Source organism: Corynebacterium sp. KPL1814, assembly GCF_000478175.1.
Classification (GTDB): Bacteria; Actinomycetota; Actinomycetes; order Mycobacteriales; family Mycobacteriaceae; genus Corynebacterium.
Genome location: NZ_KI515774.1, coordinates 683,938 through 709,379 on the forward strand (window position 1 = coordinate 683,938; position 25,442 = coordinate 709,379).

At 58.6% G+C, this 25,442-nt stretch carries 22 protein-coding genes; 12 read left to right on the top strand and 10 right to left on the bottom strand.

Annotated elements, in window-relative coordinates:
* The first annotated feature begins 3 nt into the window (after positions 1-3).
* From HMPREF1257_RS03220 to whiA, 7 genes are all read left to right on the top strand, one after another.
* Positions 4-1,281, top strand: coding sequence for a bifunctional 3,4-dihydroxy-2-butanone-4-phosphate synthase/GTP cyclohydrolase II (locus tag HMPREF1257_RS03220; protein WP_023022465.1), 1,278 nt, complete (start codon positions 4-6; stop codon positions 1,279-1,281).
* Positions 1,278-1,754, top strand: coding sequence for a 6,7-dimethyl-8-ribityllumazine synthase (ribH, locus tag HMPREF1257_RS03225; RefSeq protein ID WP_023022464.1), 477 nt, complete (start codon positions 1,278-1,280; stop codon positions 1,752-1,754). The genes HMPREF1257_RS03220 and ribH overlap by 4 nt, the downstream gene beginning before the upstream one ends.
* A gap of 63 nt (positions 1,755-1,817) precedes the next feature.
* On the top strand, positions 1,818-2,366 hold the full coding sequence (locus HMPREF1257_RS03230; RefSeq protein WP_023022462.1) for a PH domain-containing protein: 549 nt from the start codon (positions 1,818-1,820) through the stop codon (positions 2,364-2,366).
* A 3-nt stretch (positions 2,367-2,369) separates the two neighbouring features.
* Positions 2,370-4,439 carry an excinuclease ABC subunit UvrC gene (gene uvrC, locus HMPREF1257_RS03235; protein WP_023022460.1) on the top strand — a complete coding sequence of 690 codons (2,070 nt, stop codon included), beginning with the start codon at positions 2,370-2,372 and terminating at the stop codon, positions 4,437-4,439.
* A gap of 44 nt (positions 4,440-4,483) precedes the next feature.
* Positions 4,484-5,365 (top strand): RNase adapter RapZ, encoded by an 882-nt coding sequence (gene rapZ / locus HMPREF1257_RS03240; protein ID WP_198010490.1) that lies wholly within the window; start codon positions 4,484-4,486, stop codon positions 5,363-5,365.
* Positions 5,366-5,388: 23 nt separating this feature from the next.
* Positions 5,389-6,366 (top strand): uridine diphosphate-N-acetylglucosamine-binding protein YvcK, encoded by a 978-nt coding sequence (gene yvcK / locus HMPREF1257_RS03245; protein ID WP_023022456.1) that lies wholly within the window; start codon positions 5,389-5,391, stop codon positions 6,364-6,366.
* A 143-nt stretch (positions 6,367-6,509) separates the two neighbouring features.
* The gene (gene whiA / locus HMPREF1257_RS03250) at positions 6,510-7,499 is read left to right on the top strand and encodes a DNA-binding protein WhiA (RefSeq protein WP_023022454.1); all 990 of its coding nucleotides are present in this window, start codon (positions 6,510-6,512) and stop codon (positions 7,497-7,499) included.
* A gap of 127 nt (positions 7,500-7,626) precedes the next feature.
* Here the strand turns inward: whiA and HMPREF1257_RS03255 are convergent, their stop codons facing one another.
* Entirely contained in the window at positions 7,627-9,273 is a 1,647-nt protein-coding gene (locus tag HMPREF1257_RS03255; protein ID WP_023022452.1) for an L-lactate permease, read from the bottom strand.
* A gap of 546 nt (positions 9,274-9,819) precedes the next feature.
* Here HMPREF1257_RS03255 and gap point away from each other — a divergent pair.
* The 4 genes from gap (at position 9,820) to secG (ending at position 13,437) form a co-directional block, all read left to right on the top strand.
* Positions 9,820-10,827 (top strand): type I glyceraldehyde-3-phosphate dehydrogenase, encoded by a 1,008-nt coding sequence (gene gap / locus HMPREF1257_RS03260; RefSeq protein ID WP_023022450.1) that lies wholly within the window; start codon positions 9,820-9,822, stop codon positions 10,825-10,827.
* A 128-nt stretch (positions 10,828-10,955) separates the two neighbouring features.
* A complete protein-coding gene (gene pgk / locus HMPREF1257_RS03265; RefSeq protein WP_023022448.1) occupies positions 10,956-12,173 on the top strand; it encodes a phosphoglycerate kinase in 1,218 nt (405 codons plus the stop codon).
* A gap of 46 nt (positions 12,174-12,219) precedes the next feature.
* Positions 12,220-13,002, top strand: coding sequence for a triose-phosphate isomerase (gene tpiA, locus HMPREF1257_RS03270; protein ID WP_023022446.1), 783 nt, complete (start codon positions 12,220-12,222; stop codon positions 13,000-13,002).
* Positions 13,003-13,200: 198 nt separating this feature from the next.
* On the top strand, positions 13,201-13,437 hold the full coding sequence (secG, locus tag HMPREF1257_RS03275) for a preprotein translocase subunit SecG (protein WP_023022444.1): 237 nt from the start codon (positions 13,201-13,203) through the stop codon (positions 13,435-13,437).
* 148 nt (positions 13,438-13,585) lie between these two features.
* On the opposite strand, the gene pgl is transcribed toward secG, so the two are convergent.
* The 5 genes from pgl to tkt form a co-directional block, all read right to left on the bottom strand.
* Complete coding sequence (pgl, locus tag HMPREF1257_RS03280; protein ID WP_023022441.1) at positions 13,586-14,347, bottom strand: 6-phosphogluconolactonase; 762 nt, start codon at positions 14,345-14,347, stop codon at positions 13,586-13,588.
* Between the two features lie 47 nt (positions 14,348-14,394).
* A complete protein-coding gene (locus HMPREF1257_RS03285) occupies positions 14,395-15,330 on the bottom strand; it encodes a glucose-6-phosphate dehydrogenase assembly protein OpcA (RefSeq protein ID WP_023022439.1) in 936 nt (311 codons plus the stop codon).
* Between the two features lie 14 nt (positions 15,331-15,344).
* A complete protein-coding gene (zwf, locus tag HMPREF1257_RS03290) occupies positions 15,345-16,877 on the bottom strand; it encodes a glucose-6-phosphate dehydrogenase (RefSeq protein WP_023022437.1) in 1,533 nt (510 codons plus the stop codon).
* Positions 16,878-16,976: 99 nt separating this feature from the next.
* Positions 16,977-18,065, bottom strand: a complete 1,089-nt coding sequence (gene tal / locus HMPREF1257_RS03295) for a transaldolase (protein WP_023022435.1) — start codon at positions 18,063-18,065, stop codon at positions 16,977-16,979.
* Positions 18,066-18,096: 31 nt separating this feature from the next.
* The gene (gene tkt / locus HMPREF1257_RS03300; protein ID WP_198010492.1) at positions 18,097-20,169 is read right to left on the bottom strand and encodes a transketolase; all 2,073 of its coding nucleotides are present in this window, start codon (positions 20,167-20,169) and stop codon (positions 18,097-18,099) included.
* 364 nt (positions 20,170-20,533) lie between these two features.
* On the opposite strand from tkt, the gene HMPREF1257_RS03305 reads away from it, so the two are divergent.
* Complete coding sequence (locus tag HMPREF1257_RS03305) at positions 20,534-21,478, top strand: heme o synthase (RefSeq protein WP_005279123.1); 945 nt, start codon at positions 20,534-20,536, stop codon at positions 21,476-21,478.
* 53 nt (positions 21,479-21,531) lie between these two features.
* Here HMPREF1257_RS03305 and HMPREF1257_RS03310 read toward each other — a convergent pair whose 3' ends face one another.
* From HMPREF1257_RS03310 to HMPREF1257_RS03325, 4 genes are all read right to left on the bottom strand, one after another.
* Entirely contained in the window at positions 21,532-22,500 is a 969-nt protein-coding gene (locus HMPREF1257_RS03310) for a quinone oxidoreductase (protein ID WP_023022432.1), read from the bottom strand.
* 57 nt (positions 22,501-22,557) lie between these two features.
* Positions 22,558-23,586, bottom strand: a complete 1,029-nt coding sequence (locus HMPREF1257_RS03315) for a heme A synthase (RefSeq protein ID WP_023022430.1) — start codon at positions 23,584-23,586, stop codon at positions 22,558-22,560.
* A gap of 70 nt (positions 23,587-23,656) precedes the next feature.
* Positions 23,657-24,421: an ABC transporter permease gene (locus tag HMPREF1257_RS03320; protein WP_023022428.1), complete on the bottom strand. Its 765-nt coding sequence runs from the start codon at positions 24,419-24,421 to the stop codon at positions 23,657-23,659.
* Between the two features lie 85 nt (positions 24,422-24,506).
* Positions 24,507-25,436 carry an ABC transporter ATP-binding protein gene (locus tag HMPREF1257_RS03325; protein ID WP_023022426.1) on the bottom strand — a complete coding sequence of 310 codons (930 nt, stop codon included), beginning with the start codon at positions 25,434-25,436 and terminating at the stop codon, positions 24,507-24,509.
* Positions 25,437-25,442 lie beyond the last annotated feature (6 nt).

Genomic DNA, 25,442 nt, shown 5'->3' on the forward strand with positions numbered 1-25,442 from the left:
GTTATGTTCGCGACTGAAGAGAGCATCCATTTTGATGCCATCGATCACGCCATTGCGGAGATTGCCGCCGGCAAGCCGGTCATCGTCATGGATGATGAAGGACGGGAAAACGAAGGGGATCTGATCTTTGCCGCGGAGCTGGCAACCCCGGAACTGGTCGCGTTTATGGTGCGGTATTCCTCCGGATATGTCTGTGCCTCATTATTGCCGGAAGATTGCCAGCGGCTCGATTTGCCGCCGATGATGGCGCAGAATCAGGACGTGCGCCAGACCGCGTATACGGTCACCGTGGATGCTGCGACGGGTTCTACCGGAATTTCTGCGGCCTCCCGCGCGGAAACCATCCGCCGCTTGGCTGATTCTTCGACTCGCTCCAGTGACTTCACCCGGCCCGGCCACGTGGTCCCCCTGCGCGCGCGACCCGGCGGAGTATTAGAGCGCGATGGGCACACGGAAGCCGCCGTCGATTTGGCGCGCCTTGCAGGCCTTCGTCCCGCCGGCGTGCTGTGTGAAGTCGTATCAGAAGAAGACCCGACGGATATGGCCCGCGGGCCGGAACTGCGCGGCTTTGCCGATAAGCATGGCCTTGCGCTGATCTCTATCGCGCAGCTTATTGAGTGGCGTCGCCACCATGAGGTGCAAACCCAGCGCGCGGTGGAAACCCGCCTGCCCACGGAGTATGGCGAATTCACCGCGATTGGTTACCGCCATGACCTTGACGGCCAAGAACATATTGCCCTAATCGCCGGGGATCCCGCGCAGCTTCGTGGAGCCCGCGATGTCGTGGTGCGCGTGCATTCCGAGTGCCTTACCGGTGACGTCTTTGGCTCGCGCCGGTGCGACTGCGGCCCCCAATTGCAGGAATCCCTGCGCAAGGTGCAAGAAGCCGGCAGCGGGGTAGTCATTTACCTGCGGGGCCACGAAGGCCGCGGGATCGGATTGGTGCACAAGCTCCAGGCGTACCGCCTCCAGGACGAGGGCTGGGATACAGTCGATGCCAATTTGGAACAAGGGCTGCCAGAAGATGCCCGGGAGTATTCTGTGGCCGGCCAGATCCTGAAGGACCTTGGGGTGGAATCGGCACAACTGTTGACCAATAACCCGCACAAGGGGGAAGGGCTCGCCGGATTCGGCATCGAAGTCAGCCAACATACCCCACTTACCATCGCCGCCAACGCCGATAATATTCGTTATCTGCGGACCAAACGCGACCGCATGGGCCACGATCTTCCGCAGGTGGCACAGTGGGACGCGCAGCACGAAGGAGAATTAGGTAAATGAGTAAAGAAGGATTGCCGGCTATCGCCCAGGTAGATGCGCGCGGCCTCCGCGTCGCGGTCGTGACCGCGACTTGGAACGAAGAGGTCTGCGATCAGTTACACCAGCAGGCGGTGGAGACGGGCCGTGCTAATGGGGCAGAGGTCGCAGAATTCCGCGTCGTTGGCTCCCTGGAATTGGGCGTGGTTGTTCAGGCGGCCGCGCGGAAATTCGACGCCGTCGTTGCCTTGGGTTGCGTCATCCGCGGCGGCACTCCGCACTTCGATTATGTCTGCGATTCCGTCACCCAAGCCCTAACGCGCATCTCCTTGGATGAATCGACGCCGGTTGGCAATGGGGTCTTGACGGTCAATGATCAGCAGCAGGCCATCGACCGCGCAGGATTCCCTGACTCGGCGGAAAATAAGGGCGCAGAATCCATGATTGCGGCTTTAGACACCGCGTTGCAATTGCGTAGACTAAACACAGAATATTAATAAAAGGCCAATCGAAATCCTGACCACTTACAGGCAGGCAGGACTTCCAGAGGAGTAAAGCACATGAATGAGGCCGCAGCCTCGAATGAACCCCAACCGCGCCGCACCCTTAGCGATGCGGAGGTATTGGCCTATACCAGCGCGGATCCCTTCGCACGGACCACGTCGAAGCCGTGGGAATACACCGCCAAGTCCCCGTTCTTGCGAAAGATTGCCATCGGTTGGGTCATTCTTGTCATGGCCATCCATATCTTTATGGGTGTCACGCTCGATATTTCCTTTACCGGTGCGCACGTGACCACCATCGATAAATTCGCCTTTCCTGGTGTCGGCGTAGTCATTTCCATCTTGTCGTGGATTGCGCTCAACCGGCCGCGACTGCGAGCCAATGAAGATGGGGTAGAGGTCCGCAATATCATCGGCACGCGCTTTTACCCGTGGCAGGTGATATATGGGCTGTCTTTCCCCGTCGGCCAGCGCATGGCCCGCCTTGAGCTGCCCGAATTTGAGGCCGTCCCCGTGTGGGCATTACAGTCCGGCGATAAAGACACCGTGATCACAAAAGTCCGTGACTTCCGCGATCTGGAAGCCAAATACATGCCGCAGGATTAAGCATTGGCAGATCCAACGACCTATCGCCCCGCCCCGGGAACCATTCCGACGGAGCCGGGCGTATATAAGTTCCGCGATGAGAACCGGCGCGTCATTTACGTAGGCAAGGCCAAAAACCTGCGGGCGCGCCTGTCTAATTATTTCCAAGACATCACGCAACTGCACCCGCGCACGCGGCAAATGGTGTTGACCGCGAGCTCTGTGGAGTGGACGGTGGTTGCCAGCGAAGTTGAAGCGCTGCAGCTGGAATATACCTGGATCAAGCGGTTCGATCCGCACTTTAACGTCATGTACCGCGACGACAAGACGTATCCCATGCTTGCCGTCTCGGTGGGAGAGGTCGTCCCGCGCGCCTTTTTCTACCGCGGTCCTCGGCGCAAGGGAGTGCGGTACTTTGGCCCCTATTCTCATGCTTGGGCAGTGCGGGAAAGCCTCGACCTGCTCACCCGCGTTTTCCCCATGCGCACCTGTTCTAAAGGCGTATATAACCGGCATGAACGGCTGGGACGGCCGTGCCTTTTGGGGTACATCGGCAAGTGCGATGCGCCCTGTATCGGGCGGGTGAGCAAAGAAGAACATCGCGAAACCGTCAATGAGCTGGTCTCATTCATGAATGGCAATACGGCTGGTGTTAGGCGCAAGCTGGTTAAAGACATGGAGGCTGCCGCCGAAAACCTGGAATTTGAGCGTGCGGCGCGGTTGCGCGATGATCTTGGGGCCATCGACAAGATCATGGAGCAGCAAGCAGTTGTCTTTGCTGATGGCACCGATGCCGATCTGATTGCGTTTAATTCCGATGAATTGGAAGCCGCGGTCCAAATTTTTCACGTGCGCGGCGGCAGGATCCGGGGCCAGCGCGGCTGGGTTGTTGAACGCGCCGGCGACCAGGCAACCTCTGAACCCATCGAGGAGGGCCAACCCGATCCGGCCTTGCCCGCCTTGGTACAAAACTTCCTCATCCAGTTTTACTCCGATGCCGTGGAGCGCGAAGAACAAGAAGCTCGTGAAGATGCGGCTTTAGCTGCGGATGTGCCACGACGCGGCGTGGACCAGGAATCGCACATGGAACAGCGCCATGTCCACGTCATACCGCGTGAGATTTTGGTCCAAGCCATGCCGGAAGAATCCGAACAAGTAGTAGCCCTCTTGGAAGAGCTGCGTGGCGCGCGCGTTGATCTGCGCATACCCCAACGGGGCGATAAACGCTCCCTGATGGATACCGTGGAAAAGAATGCGAAGGAGCAGCTGCGCCAGCATAAGCTCAAACGCGTCGGTGACCTTACCGCGCGGTCCGCGGCGCTGCAGGATATCCAGGATGCCTTGGGGATGGACCAAGCACCGTTGCGCATCGAGTGCACCGATATTTCGCATATCCAGGGCACCGATGTCGTCGCCTCCCTGGTGGTTTTTGAAGACGGTATCCCGAAGAAGTCCGATTACCGGCGCTACCGCATCAAGGAGGCAGCCGGCGATGGGCATTCCAATGACGTCGGCTCCATTGCGGAGATCACGCGGCGTCGGTTTAAGCGCCACAACCAAGATAAATTGGCGAACCCGGATGAGGAAAAGGAAGAATCCTCCTTTGCGGAAGAAAAGGTGGCAGAGGAATCTGCCGAGGCGGGACGCCGCTTTGCCTATCCTCCTCAGCTCTTCATCGTGGACGGCGGCGCGCCCCAGGTGGCTGCGGCGCAAGAGGTATTTGATGAGCTGGGCATCGTCGATGTCACCCTCGTGGGGCTGGCCAAGCGCTTGGAGGAAATCTGGGTGCCAGGGGATGATGAACCGGTGATTTTGCCGCGCAATTCCCAGGCTCTGTTTTTGCTGCAGCAAATTCGCGATGAGGCACACCGATTTGCCATCACCTATCACCGGCAACAACGCTCTAAGCGCATGCGATCCTCGGCGCTCGATGCAATTCCGGGGCTTGGCCCGCAACGTCGGACGGATTTGGTCAAGCATTTCGGTTCCGTCAAAAAGCTCAAGGCGGCCACGGTGGATGAGATTTGCGAGGTCAACGGCTTTGGGCCGAAACTGGCGCAGACCGTCTACGATAAGTTGCACGACGCACAGTAAATAAGCAGCTTTCTGGCAGAAGTGCCGAGCGCGAAAACGCTAGACTGGTGTGCATGACGCACTTCGACACTCCGCCCATCTTGATTACCGGCATGTCCGGCGGCGGGTTGAGCTCCGCCGCCAAGGTTTTTGAGGATAAGGGCTACTATGTGGCGCATAATATCCCGCCGCGCGCCATCGTGGACCTGTGGAAATTGTGTAACCAGGAAGAAACGCCCGTTGAAAAGGTAGCGGCGGTAACGGACGTGCGCTCTCGCATGTTTCCGGGCTCCCTCATGGAGACCATCGATGAGCTAACGGCATTGGGCATGAAACCCACCGTGCTCTTCCTTGATGCTCGCGATGATGTGCTCATCCGTCGCTTCGACTCCGTGCGTCGCACCCACCCGCTGCAAGGCGACGATACCTTGAAGGTGGGTATCCAACGCGAACGCCAAGCGGTGGCGGAAATTAGGGATCGCTCCGATATCATCATTGATTCCACGAACCTGTCGATTCATGATTTGCGCCGGGCTATCGAAGCTGCGTTTGGCGAATTTCAAAATACCAATCAGCACGTCACGGTGGAATCGTTCGGTTTTAAGAATGGTTCCCCGCGCGATGCAGATATCGTTGTTGACGTGCGCTTTTTGCCCAATCCCTATTGGATTCCGGAGCTGCGCGGCTGCCGCGGTACAGATGCGCCCGTGGCCGATTATGTCCTGTCGCAGCCTGCCGCGCAGAAATTCGTGGATAATTTTGTCGCCATGTTTTCCACCATGCTGGAGGGATACCGGCACGAGGGAAAGAACTTCATCACCGTGGGCGTCGGCTGTACGGGCGGGCATCACCGCTCGGTGGCGGTCGCGGAGGACATCGCCAAGCGCCTGCGCGCCAATGACACCCTTGACGTCAGCATTTTGCACCGGGATATCGCCCGTAATTAGGGCTGAGGAGCATTAATAACTGTATGAAACACCCTTCTCATATGGTCTGCCTTGGCGGCGGCCATGGCCTTTATCAAACGCTTTTATCCGCACGGCGCAGTAATGCGGCGGATATTTCTGCCATCGTGACGGTTGCCGATGATGGCGGTTCCTCGGGGCGCCTGCGCCGGGAACTGGATATCATTCCGCCCGGTGACCTGCGCATGGCGCTGGCCGCGCTAGCCGATGACAATCGCGTAGGCGAGCTGTGGGGCAAAACCCTTCAGCATCGCTTCGGCGGCAATGGCGCCATGGCTGGCCACGCCGTGGGCAACCTCATGATCGCGGGTTTGACCGGGGTCTTGGGCGATTATCAGGCCGCCTTGGACGCGGTAGCGGAGCTTACCCACTCGCACGGGCGGGTCATCCCCGTGGTTCCGCACCCCTTAGAAATTGAGGCCGATGTCTCAGGGCTTGACGATGACCCCCGGGTCATGCGCCAGGTCCGCGGTCAGGTCGCGGTGGCATCGACGCCGGGGCATGTGCGGCGCGTGCGAATCCTGCCTGAAGCCCCACAAGCCAATCCCGCCGCGCTGGAGGCCATTAGGCAGGCTGACCTTATCACCATCGGTCCAGGATCCTGGTTTAGTTCGGTCTTGCCGCACACGTTGGTGCCAGAAATCGTCCAGGCCATTTCTGAGTCCAATGCTTTGCGCGTGGTCATGCTCAACCTGTCGGCCGAGCCGGGAGAAACCCAAGGCTTTTCCGCGGAGCGCCACGTGCATGTGCTGGCCCGTCACGCCCCGGATTTGCGCATCGACCGCATCGTCGTGGATGCGGCAGCGCTGCCAAATGAGAGCGAACGGGTATATGTGCAGCGCGCCGCGCAAGCCTTGGGCGCACGCGCGGTATTTGCGGATGTCAGTATCCAGGATGACAATGGACAGCGATTGATGAAACACGATCCAGACAAACTTTCTTCTGTCATCGTGGATCTTTATAACGAGTACCGGCGGGCCTAGCTAAGGTCAGGCCAGCCAGTCCTCAGGGCGCGGGACTCGGTAAAATAAGAGAATTCCGTTTCCCACGCAGTAGTTGGTGTGCGTGGGACCGTGCATTGCACATGCGTCATTCGTGACTGTGACAGAGAAATGGGGCGAACTAGGTGACCACACCGTTGACCGAACAGGTCAAAGAAGAACTAGCGGCGGTTGGCGTGACACGTCAGTCCGCGCGCGCTGCGGAGCTTGCATCTATCCTGCGATTTGCGGGAGAAGTAGATGTCTCTGGCGAGAGCATGGCCTATGAGCTTGAGCTCGATAACAAGGCAATTGCGCAGCGCATCATCGTGGCTTTAGACGAGCTTTACGGGATAGAAGCGGAAAGCCACGTTGTCGGCCCTGCGGGGACGGTGAAGAAATCGCGCGTCATCGTGCGCATCACTAAAGGAGCGAGGGAGCTTACCCGGCGCCTAGGCCTGATTACTCGCTCCGGTCATGCCGTGGTGGGTCTTCCGCCGCAGGTCATTTCCGGCACCGTGGCTGATAGCGAGGCGGCGTGGCGCGGTGCCTTCCTTGCGCACGGCAGCCTGACGGAACCAGGGCGCTCTTCGGCATTGGAGGTAACCTGCCCCTGCCAAGAGGCCGCGTTGGCACTCGTGGGCTGCGCACGGCGCCTGGGGATTTCCGCGAAGACTAAAGAGACCCGCGGCGAAGATCGGGTGGTTGTCCGCGACGGCGATGCCATCGGTGCACTGCTTACCCGCATGGGCGCGCAAGTGACCCGCTTGTCTTGGGAAAAGAAGCGGGTAAAGCGTGAGGCGCACGATACTTCGCGCCGGTTGGATAATTTTGATGATGCCAACCTGCGCCGCTCGGCACGGGCCGCCGTGACCGCCGCGGCGCGCGTGGATCGGGCGATGGAAATCCTCGGTGATGACGTTCCTGAGCACCTAGCCGATGCCGGCCGCTTGCGCGTGCAGCATCGCGAGGCCTCGTTGGAGGAGCTTGGCAGGCTCGCGGATCCGCCCATGACTAAGGATGCCGTGGCCGGGCGCATTCGGCGCTTGTTATCCATGGCGGATAAGCGGGCCGAAGAACTGGACATCCCCGATACTAATGAGTCCATCTCAGACGATCTTTTTGGTGACTCTTAGTCGCGGGGCACGATTGGCTCTGGAACTTTGAACCACGAAAGGCGGTAAGGAAAGCATTGAGGTGCTTTCCCTCCCGCCTTGTGTTGTGCCGCGGCTGAGGTGCTTTTAGTTAGCGGTGGCTTGTGCTTTATGGGACCAAGAAGCCCAAGACGTTGGTCATCAAGAAGACGATGACACAGACAACGGCCAAGAACGCGATGGAGTAGCCCACGACGTTTTTCAGGATGACAGATTCCTTGCCTTCCATGGATACGGCGGTTGCCGCAATGGCCAGGGACTGTGGCGAAATCATCTTACCCACAACACCACCGGCGGTATTGGCGGCCAGCATGAGGTCAGGGTTCACACCAATGCGGTCAGCGGCGGCGACCTGCAGGTTGCCAAAGAGCGCATTTGCAGAGGTATCGGAGCCAGTAACCGCGGTACCAATCCAGCCCAGCACCGGAGCGAAGAGCGCGAAGATGGAACCAGCGGAGGAAACGAATTCACCGATGGCGATGGTCTGACCCGAGTAGTTCATCGTGTAGGCCAGAGCGAGGACCAAGACAATGGTCAGGCCGGAGAACTTCATGCGGTTGGCAACTTCACCAAAGGCCTGCACGGGTTGGGCGAAGCTGAGCTTGTAGCGGCCGTTTTCGTTCCAGAAGTGGTAAACGATGGCCACAATAATGCCGGAGAGCAAGAGCAAGGTACCCGGGTTGCCAAAGACATTGAAGCTAAAGCTGGTGTCCATGGCCTCACCATTAGTGCCGATGACGGTGCCATCAAGCAGCGGCCACGCGAACTTCAGCTTCCAGAATCCGAAGATCGCTGGTGCTGCGGTAGCAACGGCAAATACTGCGGTAACGACGGCGTAGGGCAGCAGCGCCATCCAGATGCGGCGGCCGTTCAAGTCGGTCGCGGTTTCTGCGGCGGGCAGCTCCATGCGCTCGCGCAGCTGGGTAACGCCCCGTGGTTTCCACACGCGGAGGAAGATGAAGGCGGCCCCCAAGGACACAATGCAGGCAATAACGTTGGTGAGCTGGTAAGCAAAGAAGGTTGCGGTAAGCCACTGTGCTCCGGCAAAGGAAATACCGATGACCGCGGCGGCGGGCGCAGTTTCCTTCACGCCGCGCATGCCGTCCAGGATGAATGCGATAAGGAACGGGACGATGGCGGCAATGACCAAGACCTGCAGGGCAATAAGGCCGGCAATATCTTGGGTTTGCTCGGCGGTACGTCCGCCGACCTCACCGGCGGTGGTGACTGGAATACCAACTGCGCCGAATGCGACTGGAGCGGTATTCGCAATAAGAACTACCGTGGCTGCGCGCAGAGGCTTGACGCCGAGCGCCATAATCATCGTGGCGGTAATGGCCACGGGGGCACCGAAGCCCGCAAGGGCTTCAAGGAGGCCACCGAAGCAGAACGCGATGAGCATCGATTGGATGCGGATATCGCCATCGCCTAAGAGATCGAATGTCTTACGTAGATCTTCGAAGCGGCCTGAGGCGACCGTGATCTCGTAAAACCAAATTGCCGTAATAATGACCCAGACAATGGGCAGTAGGCCGAAGAGCCCACCGCGGACTGCAGAGGACAATGCCATATCGACGGGCATCGCAAAGGCAACTATGGCTAGGATGATGGAGGTCGCAAGGGCGACGGCTCCTGATGTATGTGCGCGGGCTTTAAAGCCCATCAACATAATGAAGAAAGCGACGAGGGGGAGAATCGCCACGAGCGCGGTGAGCCCAAGACTGTCTCCCACAACAGAGGTGTTTATCTCAAACATTGAGTATCCTCGATTCTAACGGGGGTACTATCGCAGGCGCATTCGGTCTGCGGGGGGATGTAAATTTGTTGCCCACGCGTTTCAGGAGAGAGATTAGCGCCCAGCGAATGCCCGAGTGCTACCTGGAACACAGTGAGTTAGCGTAAGCATATCGCGTCATAAAAACTGTGGTGTGATTTGGGTTAAATTAGTTTATAGAACCGCATCTTTGGCGATCGGTGTGCGAGGAAGTGGGAAAATGCTTCGCGTAGTGATATATCGCACATTAACGGTGTAAAGTCCACAAGAACCAACCTAAACGGGCTTGAACAGCCGGTTCATTCGGAAGAAACAAAAGAACTCGGGAAGATTGTACGCCTATATCGGGAAAGTTTCAGATACTGCACTGCCAGCCGTGAAGGCCTCTGCACGCTGTTTAAAGGCTCTGTAGTATTGCGGTTGTTGGGCAAAGCCTCGGGCACCTTACTCACCCAGAGCAGTAAAGTACTCGAAGGACCCGCGGTAGGCCCATAGAAATAATTACTCGACTCTTTGAGGAGATTTACAGTGACTACCCGCGTAGGCATTAACGGCTTTGGCCGCATTGGTCGTAACTTCTTCCACGCTGTTAACCGGACCGACAATGACCTTGAGGTCGTTGCCGTCAACGACCTGACCGATAACCAGACTCTCTCTAACCTGTTGAAGTACGACTCCGTACTGGGTCGCTTCGACGGCGAGATTACCTACGACGATGACTCCATCACCGTCAATGGCAACCGCATCCGGGTCTTCAACGAGAAGGACCCGAAGAACCTGAAGTGGGGCGAACTGGACGTAGACCTCGTTATCGAGTCCACCGGCCTGTTCACCAACGGTAACGACGCAAAGGCTCACATTGAGGCCGGCGCCAAGAAGGTCATCATTTCCGCCCCTGGTAAGGAAGTTGACGCAACCTTCGTCTACGGTGTTAACTCCGACACCTACGACCCAGCTGAGCACAACGTTATTTCCGCAGCTTCCTGCACCACCAACTGCTTGGCTCCAATGGCCAAGGTCTTGAATGACAAGTTCGGTGTGGAAAAGGGCCTGATGACCACCGTTCACGCTTATACCGGTGACCAGCGCCTGCAGGACGCTCCCCACAAGGACCTGCGCCGCGCCCGCGCCGCAGCCGTCAACCTGGTACCTACCTCCACCGGTGCAGCTAAGGCCGTGTCCTTGGTTCTGCCTGAGCTGGAAGGCAAGCTGGACGGCTACGCTATGCGCGTTCCGGTCATCACCGGTTCCGCAACCGACCTGACCTTCACCGCTTCCCGCGACGTCACCGTTGAGGAAATCAACGCCGCACTCAAGGAGGCAGCTGAGGGTGAGCTGAAGGACACCCTCGCATACACCGAGGATCCTCTGGTTTCCACCGACATCGTAACCTCCCCGCACGGCTGCATCTTCGACGCCGGCATGACCAAGGTCTCCAACGGCAACCTAGTCAAGGTTCTGGGTTGGTACGACAACGAGTGGGGCTACACCTCCCAGCTCGTCCGCATGACCAACCTGGTTGCAGAAAAGCTCTAAAGTTCTGATACAGAGCAGCCCTTAATGCGATACCGGCCACAACGAACGCCCTGACGGCACGACGTTGTGGCCGGTATCATTTTATGTAGCAACCTCAACTGCAGAATCCACTCTAAAAGGAGTAACACATGGCTTTTAAGACGCTAGATAACCTGCTAGAAGAAGGCGTAGAGGACCGCCACATTCTGGTCCGCTCTGACTTCAACGTGCCGCTGGATGATGACGGAAATATCACCGACCCCGGCCGCATTACCGCTTCTCTTCCCACCATTAAGGCGTTGGTCGATGGCGGCGCGAAGGTCATCCTTTCCGCCCACCTCGGCCGACCCAAGGGTGAGGTAAATTCCAAGTACTCCCTGGCCCCGGTTGCAGAAGCGTTGTCTGAGGCTTTGGATCAGTACGTTGCCTTGGCCAACGACGTCACCGGCGAAGACGCCCACGAGCGCGCGAACGGGCTAAACAGCGGCGATGTCATGCTGGTAGAAAATGTCCGCTTTGATCCGCGTGAAACCTCTAAGGATGAGGCAGAGCGCGGCGAATTCGCCGACGAGCTCGTTGCCCTGGCTGCCGATAACGGCGCTTTCGTCTCCGACGGCTTTGGCGTTGTGCACCGCGCGCAGACCTCGGTATATGACGTCGCCAAGCGCCTGCCCGCCTACGCCGGTAAGCTGGTGGAAAAGGAATTGGACGTATTATCCACCGTGGCAAAGGATCCGGCGCACCCATATGTCGTTGTGCTGGGTGGCGCGAAGGTTTCCGACAAGCTTGGCGTTATCGAAGCCCTTGCTGGAAAGGCCGATAAGATCATCATCGGCGGCGGAATGTGCTACACCCTGCTGGCAGCCAAGGGCTACAACGTTCGGGAGTCCTTGCTGCAAGAGGACCAGATTGAAAACTGCAAGAGCCTGCTGGAGCGCTTCGGTGACAAGATCGTCCTGCCCGTTGACCTCACCGCCGCCAGCGAGTTCGCCGCAGATGCTGAGACCAAGGTCGTTGAGCTCGATGGCATTCCTGAAGGCTGGATGTCCTTGGACATCGGACCGAAGTCCGTCGAGAAATTTGCCACCGTACTGGCAGACTCCAAGACCGTATTCTGGAACGGCCCCATGGGTGTATTCGAAATGGAAGCCTTCTCAAAGGGCACGGCTGGGGTAGCGCAGGCGATTATCGATGCCACCTCCTCTAACGGTTCCTTCTCCGTCGTCGGCGGCGGCGACTCCGCAGCCTCCGTACGCACCCTGGGCCTCGATGAGGAAGGCTTCAGCCACATTTCCACCGGAGGCGGCGCATCCCTCGAATACCTCGAGGGCAAGGAGCTGCCGGGCGTTTCCGTGCTCGAAGCATAAACCGCCTAAAACAGTTAACTAAAGGCGTACAAAGAAAGGACTAATTATGGCACGTACACCACTTATTGCTGGTAACTGGAAGATGAACCTCGATCACATTGAGGCCATCGGCTCCGTTCAAAAGTTCGCGTTCTCCCTGCCGGAGGATTACTACGACAAGGTAGATGTAGCCTACATAGTTCCATTTACCGATATCCGCACGATTCAGACGCTCGTTGAGGGCGATAAGCTGAAGATCACCTACGGTGCGCAGGACATCTCCAAGCACGAGTCTGGCGCCTACACCGGTGAGGTATCTGGCCAGATGCTGAACAAACTGGGATGCAGCTGGGCAGTCGTCGGCCACTCCGAGCGCCGCGAATACCACGGCGAAACCGACCAGCTGGTCGCTGAGAAGGCCGCAGCGGCCTTGGAAAATGGCATCAGCCCCATCGTCTGCGTGGGTGAGCCGCTCGACGTGCGCGAGGCCGGTACCCACGTTGACTACGTGGTGAACCAGACCCGCGATTCCCTGCAGGGACTCAGCGCCGAGCAACTAACCAAAACCGTTATCGCCTACGAGCCCGTGTGGGCCATCGGTACCGGCAAGGTTGCCTCCGCTGATGACGCGCAGGAAGTCTGCGCCGCTATCCGCGGCCTGGTCAAGGAACTCGCGGGCGACGAAGTTGCCGACGGCATCCGCATCCTGTACGGCGGTTCCGTAAAGGTTGACTCCGTTGCTGATATCGTCAGCAAGCCGGACGTAGACGGCGGCCTTATCGGTGGTGCTTCCTTGGTAGGAGAGGACTTTGCCAAGCTGGCTGCCAATGCCGCTAATGCCGTTAGTTAACAGGCGTTAACAACCATCACAAGGTGACTGGTATGCCGCGGGTTGGGGTGAGCCCTTCCCGCGGCATGGTGTACAGTAGGCCCTTGTGATTGCTTTGCGTAGGCAAAGCAGGTAAGTACTTCACGCTGGTGGCTAGCGTGTCCTTCGATAGTACGCAGAAGGTGCCACTGGGCGTACGTTGAGAAAAGGAAGAACCTCATGGTCTTAGCACTGGAAATCATTTTGCTAATTTCAGCTATCTTGATGACCATCTTTGTGCTTTTACACAAGGGCAAAGGCGGCGGCCTGTCTAGCCTTTTCGGCGGCGGTGTGCAATCGAACCTGTCCGGTTCGACCGTGGTGGAAAAGAACTTGGACCGCTATACCGTCGTCATGGTGATTATCTGGTTGGCCTGCATCGTTGGCCTAAACCTCATTCAGGCGTACGCGTCCTAAGACGCAAGGGGCGGTACCCCGCTAAGCTTTAGCGAGGACCTGCCCAGACAACAGCGCCGGTACTTCGGACCCGGAACCTTTCGCAGAGAAAGGAAAGGAGTCGAGGTACCGGCGCTTTGTACGTTAAGCAGGAAGGGCGGCGGGGCTTTTAAAGCTCCTGAGCGGCATCGTCTGCCAAGAACAGGATCGTTTCCTTCGTCCCCTGCGCACCGGCGGCTGGGCACTCTTCAGCGTCGACGCCGTCAACGATGTTCTTTGCGGCAGCGGCCTTTTCTTCCCCAGCGACTAAGAGCCAGACGCGCTCGGACCTATTGACCGCCGGCAACGTGAGGGTAATGCGCTCGCTCGGCGGCTTGGGCGAATCGTGTACAGGTACAGCGAGTTCTTCCTGCTCACGGATGGCAGGAGAGTGGGGGAACATGGAGTTAATGTGGCCTTCTGCGCCCATTCCCAAAAGGTGTAGATCGAAGCCCAAAGGTGCGAAGTCTTTCAACTCTGGCTCGTAGGCATTGGCGGCAGCCTCCATGGAGACCGCACCAAGGTCGAATCCGTGGATATTCTGATCGGGGATATCGACGTGATCGAGCAACGCGGAACGCGCTTGACCTTCATTGGAATCTGGGTCACTGACCGGAACATTGCGCTCATCGCCAAAGAAGATATGCACGCGGGACCAATCGATGCGCAAGGCGGGATAGTTCTCACCTTGCTGCTGGGCGGCGAAGTCAAGGCGCGCGAGCTCGTGCAGCAGTCCAATTCCTGCGCCCCCACCTGTTAGTACGATTCTTGCTACGCCGTCACCATGGAGGCCACCATTGCCGGTTTGGATACCGGCGATGGTCTCGATGAATTTGAGTGCGGCTTGGGAAATAAGGTCATCTACATCGCTGACGCGGTGAAGCGTTACCATTCGGTATCAGAATCCTTTGCAAAGAATCGGTATAAACAAGTGCGCTGTTAAAGCTTACTGTAGTCTACTTCTCCCAGAGCACGTAGCGCCTGGGCGTAAGTTTTATCGGCATCGAGGTGTCGCAATTCCTCAGAGAGGATTTCGGTTTGCATGCGCGGGCTCAAACTGACTAGCGAGTCAGGTGTACCCGGTACGCGCACTCGCACAGTGCGCTCATCGACGACATCCACATCCACGTGGGTCGATTCCCGGTTAAAGCGCAGGTGGGTAACCGGGAAATAGCCACTATTAGCTTCCTCGGCCGTGCGCTGTACCGGGACGCTGAGGCGGTCGAGCAACCAACCCGCTGCGAAGTTTGGCGCAGGATGCCCGGCGGGGCCGGCGACCTCTGCCGATATCACCTTCTCATGGGGATGGTGATCGAGCGCCGATGCGACAACCCCGCGCCATAGCGTGATGGAGGCCCAGGACATATCGGAATCGCCGGGGGAATAGCCATCAGAAAGCGCGCGCAGATCCTGCTCGCCCACGGTGCCTTTATGAGCCACATTGGTGATGCGGCGTTGGGCCAATTTGCCCACGGGGCTCTTTGACGGCACCTGGGGGCACACGTTGGGCCACCATGCGACCAGCGGGGTATCCGGCAGCAAGAGCGGGGTGAGCACGGACTCGGCTTGATCCGCGAGCGCACCATGCAATTGCATGACGACGGTCTCAGAGGCACCGGCCTCGCCGCCGACGCGGAGCTGGGCATCGAGCTGGGTATCAGAATTCGGGTCGCCGGGGACCACGACGAGCACGCGGGAGGGGTGTTCATGAGAGGCATCGCGCACAGAGGCAAGGATTTGCTCCAGATCGTCGCCTTCTTGTGCCTCCACGATCAGGGTGAGCACCCGGCCCGTGGTGCGGGTGTAGTGCTCTTGGGCATCGACAAGCTTCTTGGCTATTTCACCGGTGGTGGTATTAGGCAATGGAATAATCATTGACTACGTCCCTTCTACGGGCGACGCCAGGAATGACCCCGGCGGCGCAGCATCTTATCGGCTGTGGTGGGCCCCCATGTACCCGCCTTATAATCTTCGGGCTCACCATGCTTGGACCAGTAATCGATGATCGGATCCAAAATCGACCACGATAGTTCGACTTCTTCATTGGTGGGGAACAGGGATGATTCATCGAGGAGGGCATCCAAGATGAGGCGCTCATAGGCCTCGGGGGATTCCTCGGTGAATGCCTCGGCATAGGCAAAGTCCATGTTCACATCGCGTACCTCCATGGTGGAGCCCGGCACCTTTGAGCCAAAGCGCATGGTCACGCCCTCATCTGGCTGAACACGGATAACCACCGCGTTTTGGCCAAGGGCATCGGTTTCGCCATCGACAAAAGGCTGGTTCGGTGCGGCCTTGAAGACTAGGGCGATCTCGGTGACGCGGCGCCCCAGCCGCTTGCCCGTGCGCAGGTAGAACGGAACGCCTCCCCAGCGCCGCGAATTGACCTCCAACGTACATGCCGCATAGGTCTCAGTAGTGGAGGCGGGATCAAAGCCTTCTTCTTCGCGCAAGCCCTTCACGTACTCCGAGCCCTGCCAGCCGGCGGTGTACTGGCCACGAGCGGTGGTTTTATTCAGCGGATGCACCGGTTGCGTAGCGCGCAGCACCTTGACCTTTTCGGCGCGCAGTGCCTCCGGCTCAAAGGAGGAGGGTTCCTCCATTGCGACGAGGGCGAGCAGCTGCAGAAGGTGGTTTTGAATAACGTCGCGTGCAGCGCCGATTCCGTCGTAATAGCCAGCGCGGCCGCCGAGGCCGATATCCTCAGCCATGGTAATTTGCACGTGGTCGATATAGTGAGCGTTCCACATTGGCTCAAAAATCTGGTTGGCAAACCGCAGGGCCATGATGTTTTGTACGGTTTCTTTGCCCAGGTAGTGATCGATGCGGAAGACGGCCGATTCGGGGAATACTGCGTTGACGATTTCATTGAGTTCGCGCGCGGATTCCTGGTCATGGCCAAAGGGCTTTTCGATGATCACGCGGCGCCAGGAATCCTCCATGGAATTGGCCATGCCCACGCGTTCCAATTGGTGGCAAATATCGGAGAAGAATTCTGGCGGCACTGAAAGGTAGTACGCCCAGTTGCTTCCCGTTCCGCGGGCCTTATCCAGCTCGGCCAACCGCGCAGAAAGCCTGTCGAAGCCCTCATCGTCGAAGGAGCCTTGCACGAACTCGATTCCCTGGGATAAGTGCTCCCACACATCGTGGTTAAAGTCAGTGCGGGCACCGGCTTCTACCGCGTTACGGAAATAATCGCAGAAGTCCGCGTTATCCCAGTCCCTGCGGCCATAGCCGACGAGCGTGAAGCCGGCGGGCAAGAGGCCGCGGCTGGCGAGGTCATAGATGGCTGGCAGGAGTTTTTTGAAAGCTAAATCGCCGGTCACGCCAAAGATGACCATGCCTGCGGGGCCCGCGATGCGTGGCAATCGTTTATCGGCGGCATTACGCAAGGGATTGGCCCAAGCGGCTGAGTCCGTCACGGATTATCCTTCCTGGAGGGAAAAGCTAAGCAGTCTTTCAACTAATGGCGTCATAATGCCCCGCCGGCTTTCCGGCGGGGCTAGGACCACGGTCGTAGTTTACGCGAGTCGCTGATTGAGGGAATCAAGGAGGTCATTCCACGCGGCGACGAACTTATCCACGCCCTCGCGCTCCAGGACTGCAAAGACATCTTCTAGGTCAATGCCCACCGATTCGAGCTGGGAGAAGACCTTCTCGGCTTCTTCGCCGGCAGTGGAGAGGGTATCGCCGTGGAAACCACCCTCCTGCAGGACCGCATCAATGGTCTTTTCCGGCATGGTATTTACCGTGTGCGGGCCAGCCAGCTCGGTCACGTACAGCGTTGCTGGGTAGTCAGGGTTCTTCACGCCGGTAGAAGCCCACAGCGGGCGCTGAATGGGCGCGCCTTCTGGGAGGCCGTTGTTGTCACCGAGCAATTCTTCCTGGAAGAGGGCGTAGGCACGCTGCGCGTTAGCGACACCGGCCTTGCCGCGGAGGGACAAGGCCTCTTCGGAACCGATAGCCTCTAAGCGCTTATCAACTTCCGTATCTAGGCGGGAGACGAAGAACGATGCGACCGAATGGATCTTGGTGATGTCCTTGCCACCCTCGGCCGCGCGCTTGAGCCCAGCCTGGAATGCGGAGATGACCTCGCGGTAGCGAGACACCGAGAAAATCAAGGTGATGTTAACGCTGATTCCATCTGCGAGGGCATCCTCGATAGCGGGGAGGGAGCCTTTGGTCGCCGGAATCTTGATCATCGCATTGGGGCGGTCAACTTGGGCCCACAGTTCGCGGGCCTGCTTGAGGGTTGCCGCTGCATCGTCGGAGATGCGCGGATCCACCTCGATGGATACCCGGCCATCCTGGCCGTCGGTATCGGCGTAAATATCGGCGAAAAGGTCACAGGCGTTTTGCACGTCCGTAATGGCCAAGGAGTAGACGGCCTCATCGACCGAGGCGTTCTTCTCCTTCAATGCAGCCAAGTCCGCGTCATAGGCCGTGCCACTAGTCATGGCAGTGGCGAAGATGGCCGGGTTGGTCGTTACACCCACGATGGACTTGGAGGAAATAATCTCTTTTAAGTTTCCAGACTCCATACGCTGACGCGAAAGATCATCGAGCCACGTCGAGGTACCTAATTGGGCAAGTTCAGAAATGTTATTCATAGTCATTCCTTTAAGCGTCGGTGAGGTGGGCTTAGCTTTGGGCTTCGGCGATGCTCTCGCGTGCGGCATCGGCAACAGCAGCAGAGGTGAAGCCAAACTTTTCGAAGAGCTCGTCGCCGGGAGCGGAGGCGCCGTAGTGCTCTAGTGAGACGTTGCGGCCGAAAGTACCGGTGTACTTGTGCCACGACATGGCGAGGCCAGCTTCGACGGAAACGCGGGCCTTCACGCTGCTGGGCAGGACCGATTCGCGGTACTCTGCGTCCTGCTCGTTGAACCACTCCAGGCACGGTGCCGAAACCACGCGAGCGGCCGTGCCTTCGCTTTCGAGCTGCTGGGCGGCCTCCACGGCGAGCTGTACCTCCGAGCCGGTGGCCAACAAGATGACGTCTGGCTCATCCTTAGAACCTTCGACCAAGGTGTAGGCGCCGCGGCGAACGCCATCGCGTGCCTTTTCCTTGGTGCCTTCCAAGATGGGGAGGTTCTGGCGGCTGAGCGTAAGGCCCTTCGGTGCAGCCTTGTATTCCATCGCTGCGGCCCAGGCCTGTGCGGTTTCATTGGCATCGGCAGGGCGGATAACGGACAGGTTCGGAATGGCGCGCAACGCCGACAGGGTTTCTACCGGCTGGTGGGTAGGGCCGTCCTCGCCCAAGCCAATAGAATCGTGTGTCCACACGTAGTAGGTATCGGTAGACATCAGCGAGCCGAGGCGCACGGCTGGGTACTGATACTCGGAGAAGATCAGGAAGGTACCGCCATACACGCGGGTATTTCCATGGAGGGCAATGCCGTTCATGATGGCGGACATCGCGTGCTCGCGGATGCCAAAGTGCAGGTTGCGGCCATATGGCTGCGCAGACCACTTATTGGTGGTGATGTTTTCAGGACCGAAGGAATCGGCGCCCTTAATCACGGTGTTATTGGAACCCGCCAAGTCGGCCGAGCCGCCCCACATTTCCGGCAAGGCAGCAGCCAAGGCTTGGATGGTCGCCTCAGAGGCTTTACGGGTGGCAATCGCATCACCTGGCTCCCATACAGGCAGCTCGGCGTCGAAGTTCTCCGGCAATTCGCGTGCGGTCACGCGGTCAAAGAGCGCCTTATTCTCGGCGTTTTCCGCTGCCCAAGCGTCGAACTTCTCCTGCCACTGCGCGTGCTTTTCGGCACCGCGCTCACGCAGCTTGCGGGTGTGGGCCAAGACCTCATCATCGATGTGGAAAGTCTTTTCCGGATCGAAGCCGAGCACGTCCTTGGTGGCGGCAACTTCGTCATCGCCAAGCGCGGCGCCGTGGACGCCACCGGTGTTCATCTTGGTGGGGGCCGGGTAACCAATCACCGTCTTAACGCGGATGAAGGAAGGTCGCTCCGTTTCCTGCTGGGCATTGCGCACTGCCTCTTCAATGGCGACGACGTCCTCGCCGGATTCAACGGTCTGGACGTGCCAGCCGTAGGCCTCATAGCGCGCGGCGACGTCCTCGTTGAAGGCGATATTGGTGTCATCCTCGATGGAAATCCGGTTATCATCCCAGAAAACGATCAGGTTGCCCAGCTTCTGGGTGCCAGCCAGGGACGATGCCTCTGCGGTAACGCCTTCCTGCAGATCACCATCGGAGGCAATGGTATAGACGTAATGGTCAAATGGGGATTGATCGGCTGGTGCCTCAGGATCGAAGAGGCCGCGTTCCTTGCGGGCGGCCATGGCCATACCTACCGACGATGCAAGGCCCTGGCCGAGCGGGCCGGTGGTGATCTCCACGCCATCAGTGTGGTGCACCTCAGGGTGTCCAGGGGTAAGCGAGCCCCAGGTGCGCAGCTCCTGGAGATCTTTCATCTCCAAGCCGAAACCGCCCAAGAAGAGCTGAATGTAGAGGGTGAGGGAGGAGTGGCCAACAGACAGCACGAAGCGGTCGCGGCCCGCCCAATTGACGTCATTGGGGTCGTGGTTGATGACGCGCTGGTAGAGCGTGTAGGCGAGGGGAGCAAGCGACATCGCCGTGCCTGGGTGCCCAGAGCCGCAATTTTGGACGGCATCGGCAGCAAGCACGCGCACGGTGTCGACCGCGCGAGTATCGGTCTCTGTCCAGTCGTCCGGATAACGGCGCTCGACCATAGCTTGCAGGTCTGGGGACAAATTATCTTTCGACACGGTATAAGGCCTCGCTTAACTCTAGGCGTTAATTGCTGAACTCCACACAGTCTAGTTACTTTTTTGACGGCGGTGCGGAATTATTGAAAGCTGCGGGTAACCGGTAAGCTGGCATGGCTAAGCGGTGTACGGCATAGCATTAGTTACTCTCTGCATTTCCGCTGCATTGATACGATCCATGTGCAGCGCATTTTAAATGTAAGCCATAGTGTGAATTAATTCTCCGGAACTTTTGTGCCGGGGTGTGCGACCACTACACCGTGGGCATGCCGCACTGTGTAGCGTGTGTGCTGTAGATCAACGTCTGTTCAGATAGTGGAGGAATTCCTTGGAGACCATCAAGGCCTATTTTGCGCTAACGAAGCCGAGGATTATTGAACTCCTCCTCGTGGCCGCAATTCCGGCGATGCTCCAAGCGCAACGGGGCGTTGAGGCGGTTTCTGAGAATATCTGGCTCATCATTTCCACCATTTTCGGCGGATGGATGGGCGCTGCGGCCGCCCATACCTTTAATAACGTGGTCGATTATGAAATTGACCAAAAGATGCAACGCACCCGCGCGCGCCCACTTGTGCGCGCCACGATTTCGAAGCGGAACGCGGCGATCTTTGCTTGGATCATGCTCGTGGTGTCGGTGCTGTGGCTGGGCATCCTGGCAAATTCTTGGTTGGCGGCGTTCTTCGTCATCCTCACGAACTTTTTCTATGTATTCGTCTACACCAAGTTTTTGAAGATGCGCAATGCCCAAAACATCGTGTGGGGCGGTTTAGCGGGGTGCATGCCGGCCATGGTGGGTTGGGCAGTCATCCGCGATAACGCGCCGGCGGGAGAGCCCGACCGCTGGTGGCAGGCAATAGTCCTATTCCTCATTATCTTTTTCTGGACCCCGCCACATACCTGGGCCTTGGCCATGAAATACAAGGAAGATTACCGCAAGGCCGGGGTGCCGATGCTGCCGGTCGTGGCGACGGAACAAGAAGTAACCCGCCAAATCGTGTGGTATTCCGTTGGCACGGTCATCGTCACGCTGCTGATCGTCCCCGCGGCATCGTGGATTTACCTCATTGCCGCCGTAACTTCTGGCGCGGTCTTCTTATGGCTAGCCATCCGCCTGCACCAAGGCGTAAAGAAAGGCGCAAAGGTAAAACCCATGCGCCTGTTTATCTATTCAAATAACTACCTGTCGGTACTCTTTATTGGCCTGTCCATCGATGCCGTCATAGGTTGGGAGCCAATCGGCCGGATGCTTGGTTGGTCCGCCACCCTGTTTTAGAACCCAGTAGCACGCTGCAGCGCGAGCCCGTGTGGCTCGCGCTTTATTCTTCCTTAGTCCTGCTTTACCCGCAGAACAATAGAACCGGTGGTGCTACGCGATTGTAGGTCGCGGTGGGCCTGCTCTGCTTCTTCCAAGGGATAGGAGGCCGATACGTTGAACTTGAGGTCCCCGTCCATCACGGCCTGGACGACAGCTTGCGCACGCATCTGGAATTCGCCCTCTTGCGCCGTCCACGCGCCGAGCGAAGGCCGGGTCAAGAAGATGGAGCCATGCTTATTGAGCAGCTGCGGATCGATGGGCTCAACCGGGCCAGAAGCGGCACCAAAGAGCGCGACGGTGCCGCGCGGGCGAACGGCCTCGAGCGATTCGAAGAAGGTGGCTTGCCCCACGCCGTCATAGACCACATCGACGCCGCGGCCGCCATTAAACCGACGAACCTGCTCGCCCAAACCATCGCTGTAGCGAAAGACATGGTCGGCGCCGCACTTATACGAGATCTCTTCCTTTTCATCGGTGGAGACAACCGTATAGACCGTTGCCCCCAAAGAGGATGCCATTTGGGTCAACAGCTGGCCCACACCGCCCGCACCAGCGGTAATGAGGCAGGTAGCGCCTTCGCCAAGCTCATACACGCCGTGGGAAAGGAAGTGGGCGGTCATGCCCTGTAGCAGCATGGAGGCAGCGATCTCGGTGGGGAAATCATCCGGTACAGCGACAAGGCCGTTCCGGGGGACGCAGACCTGCTCGGCATAGGAACCAAAGGCGTGGTGCCATGCCACTAGGGAGCCTTCCGCAATTTCCCCCTTGGGATCGTGGACAACGCGCCCCGTTCCCTCAAAGCCAGGGATAAAAGGCGTCTGGGCGTTATAGATACCCTCGCGGTAGTAGGTATCGATATAGTTCACGCCCGCCACGGTGACATCAACTAAGACTTCGTCCTCACTAGGCGTGGGCGCAGGAACCTCGGCGTAGCGCAGGACTTCCGGCCCGCCCGTTTCTGTGATCTGGATAGCATGCATAAGGCCATGCTATCCCACAAAGCGCAGTAGCTGCAGAAAAATTGTGCTGTCTAAATCCTAGACGGCGGCGCGTTCCTCATTTAATGATTGCTGGCGAACGGCGTATTTATCGTCGCCGGCGGGAGAGCCCGAGATGAGGTCTGGCGTGCCACCGACGCGGTGGCGCCCGTGTGCCCAGAGCAGAGCGGTAAAGCCGGTGACCACGGCGGACATACCTATGTGGAAGGGGACCGTCCACCGCGGCACGCCCAGGTAGAACTGCAAGACGCCCACGGCCCACTGGATGAGGATGCAGACGATAAGGACCCACCCTGCCTTCTTGGTCTCCTGCGGGGTGCGGTGCTTGTACAGCAGGAAGACGGTAATGGCGGTAAAGATGAGGTAGACGTACATGCACATGGCGTGGGCGATGGCCATGGACTCGGTATCCACATTCAAGCGGCCGTCCATTCCCACGCCGGAGTCGCCGGAGTGGACGCCGGAACCGGTCACCATCGTCCCGGTGATCAGGACGATCGAGAGGGCGATGGTCGCGATGACGGCGAGGATGCGAATCGCTTGCGGGAACCGCGGCTGGGCGGTGCCATCATCGGGTTCTTTGATGCGGGCATACAGCATGCAGGCAAGCCACACCAGCACCATGGAAGGCAGGAAGTGAAGAGCCACGGACCACCAGCGCAGATCCAAGTGCACGGAGATGCCGCCGATGACGGCCTGCAGGACGATGCCGGCCACGTTGAGCCATGCATAGACCCTGAGCTCAGGCCGGCGGCACGCCATATACATGGCGATGACTGCCGCGCCTGCTGCGGCGGAATCGACGAAGGTGAGCAGGCGATTACCAAACTCAATGATCTGGTGGATTGCCGGTGCTGCGCCCTCTACCGGTACCAAGGAACCAGGCTGGCATTGGGGCCAGGTGGGGCAACCCAGGCCGGAACCGGTGACGCGGACGATGGAACCAGATACGGTGATGCCGCCTTGGCAGAAGATCAGGATCAGCGCGATAAGTCGCTGTTGCTCCACGGTAGGGACGGCTTCTTTAAAAAAGCGTTTAGTTCTGGTCCAGTAATTCACAAGCTGCATCTTACTAGGGGGTGTGTAGCGAGCCGAAACCTTTGGCTCTATTTCGCGGGGAACTGGGTATAACTCACATTTAGCCGTCGAAACGGAACCAACGAACGGCCGCATACGACGCCACTGCCAGCCACGCGGTCAAGGAAATGAGTTCGATGCCAGGAAAGGTGGAATTGGAGGCATCGGCAAGCGCGCCCGCTAGCGCCACGGTGGGCACGATGTTGAGCAGGCCATTATCCCCCAAACCCTGGGAGTAAAGAGTCCAGCCGACGATCGCCAGCAGGATGAACCAAATGAGGTTGGCCAGCGCGAGTACGGCCTCAGAGCTAAGGGTGCCGCCAAGCACCAAACCCATGGCGGTAAAGGCGGCGACGCCAAATATGAGCGAGACGATCATGAGCAAAATACCGGGCACACTGATGCGCAGACCCAGGGCAAAGGCCGTGGCACCGAGCACCAGAATCTGGAATACCACCATCGTCAGCACGCCTATGATCTTGCCGCCGATAATCGCCCACGCCGGTACGCCGGAAGCGCCGGTGCGCTTTAAGGCCCCATAGCGGCGGTCAAAGGCCAGGGAAATTGCTTGCCCGGTGAAACCAGCCGACGTCGCCGCTACCGCAAGCACCATGGGAAAGACCTCGTGTAGACCATGGCCTGTGGTTGATTCCAGGTGGGCGGTCCCAATCAGGATGGCGAGTGGGATAACGATGCTGAGCAGTTGTTGTTCGCCGTGGCGCAGCATGAGCTTGGCTTCCATGACGCCTTGGGCAAGGATGATGGCGCCCGCACTCGCCCGCTTGGGTGCTGGGCGGAAGGTGCCGGGGGAAAACGTTGTGCTCATAATCGGGGGCCTATTCCTTGAAAATTCGCTTGTAGTGGGTGCGTGTATTGGTGATTCTAGGATGAAGACAAGGCACGAGGCTTCATCAACTGCGCAAGTGCCTGCCTGTGAGATCAAGGAATACTTCCTCGAGGTTCCGGTGGTGGGATTCCAGGCTTCGCAAAAGCACTCCTTGCCGGGCGAGCTCGGCGGCGAGGGCGGAAATCAGTTCCGGTGAACTGGGCTGGCTCACGCGGTAGTGCAGTGGCCGCGAGGCGGTCGTGGGGATCCCAATTCGCTGCAAGGCGTCCAGATCGACTGCGGAGTTGGCACTAAAACTAAAACCGGCGCCCTCGCCCTGGGCGGTAAGTTCCGCCGGCGTTCCCTGCGCCACGAGCGCGCCGTGATCCATGATGGCGATCTGATCCGCCAGTGATTCAGCCTCATCCATCAGGTGGGTGGTCAGAATAACGGTGGCCCCGTCGCGCTTGAGGGCGCGGATGAGGTCCCACACGGCGAGGCGGGATTGGGCGTCCATGCCTGCGGTGGGTTCATCGAGGAAAACCAGCTCGGGCCTGCCGATGACCGCGAGTGCCAGCGATAGCCGCTGTTGTTGCCCGCCGGACAGCCGCCGGTAGGACGTGCGTGCCACGCCTTGCAAGCCGAGGGTCTCGAGCAACCATTCCGGTGGCAGTGGATTGGCGTTATAGCGAGCGGTCAATTCCAGCATCTCTAGCACGCGGATGCCTGAATAGGACCCGCCGCCTTGTAGCATGATTCCCACTTTTTCGCGCACCTTATCTGGTGCGGTGCTGGGGTCAAGGCCCAAGACCTTAATGGATCCGGCGGTGGGGTGGATAAAGCCTTCAGACATTTCGATGGTGGTGGACTTGCCAGCACCATTGGGCCCGAGCAGGCAAAATATTTCGCCGTGTGCAACGCTCAGGCTGAGCCCATTGACGGCTGCCGTGGGGCCAAATTTCTTTACCACACCGTCCAAGGACAGGGCGGGGTTATCAGCTGGAATTGCATTCACGGGTGC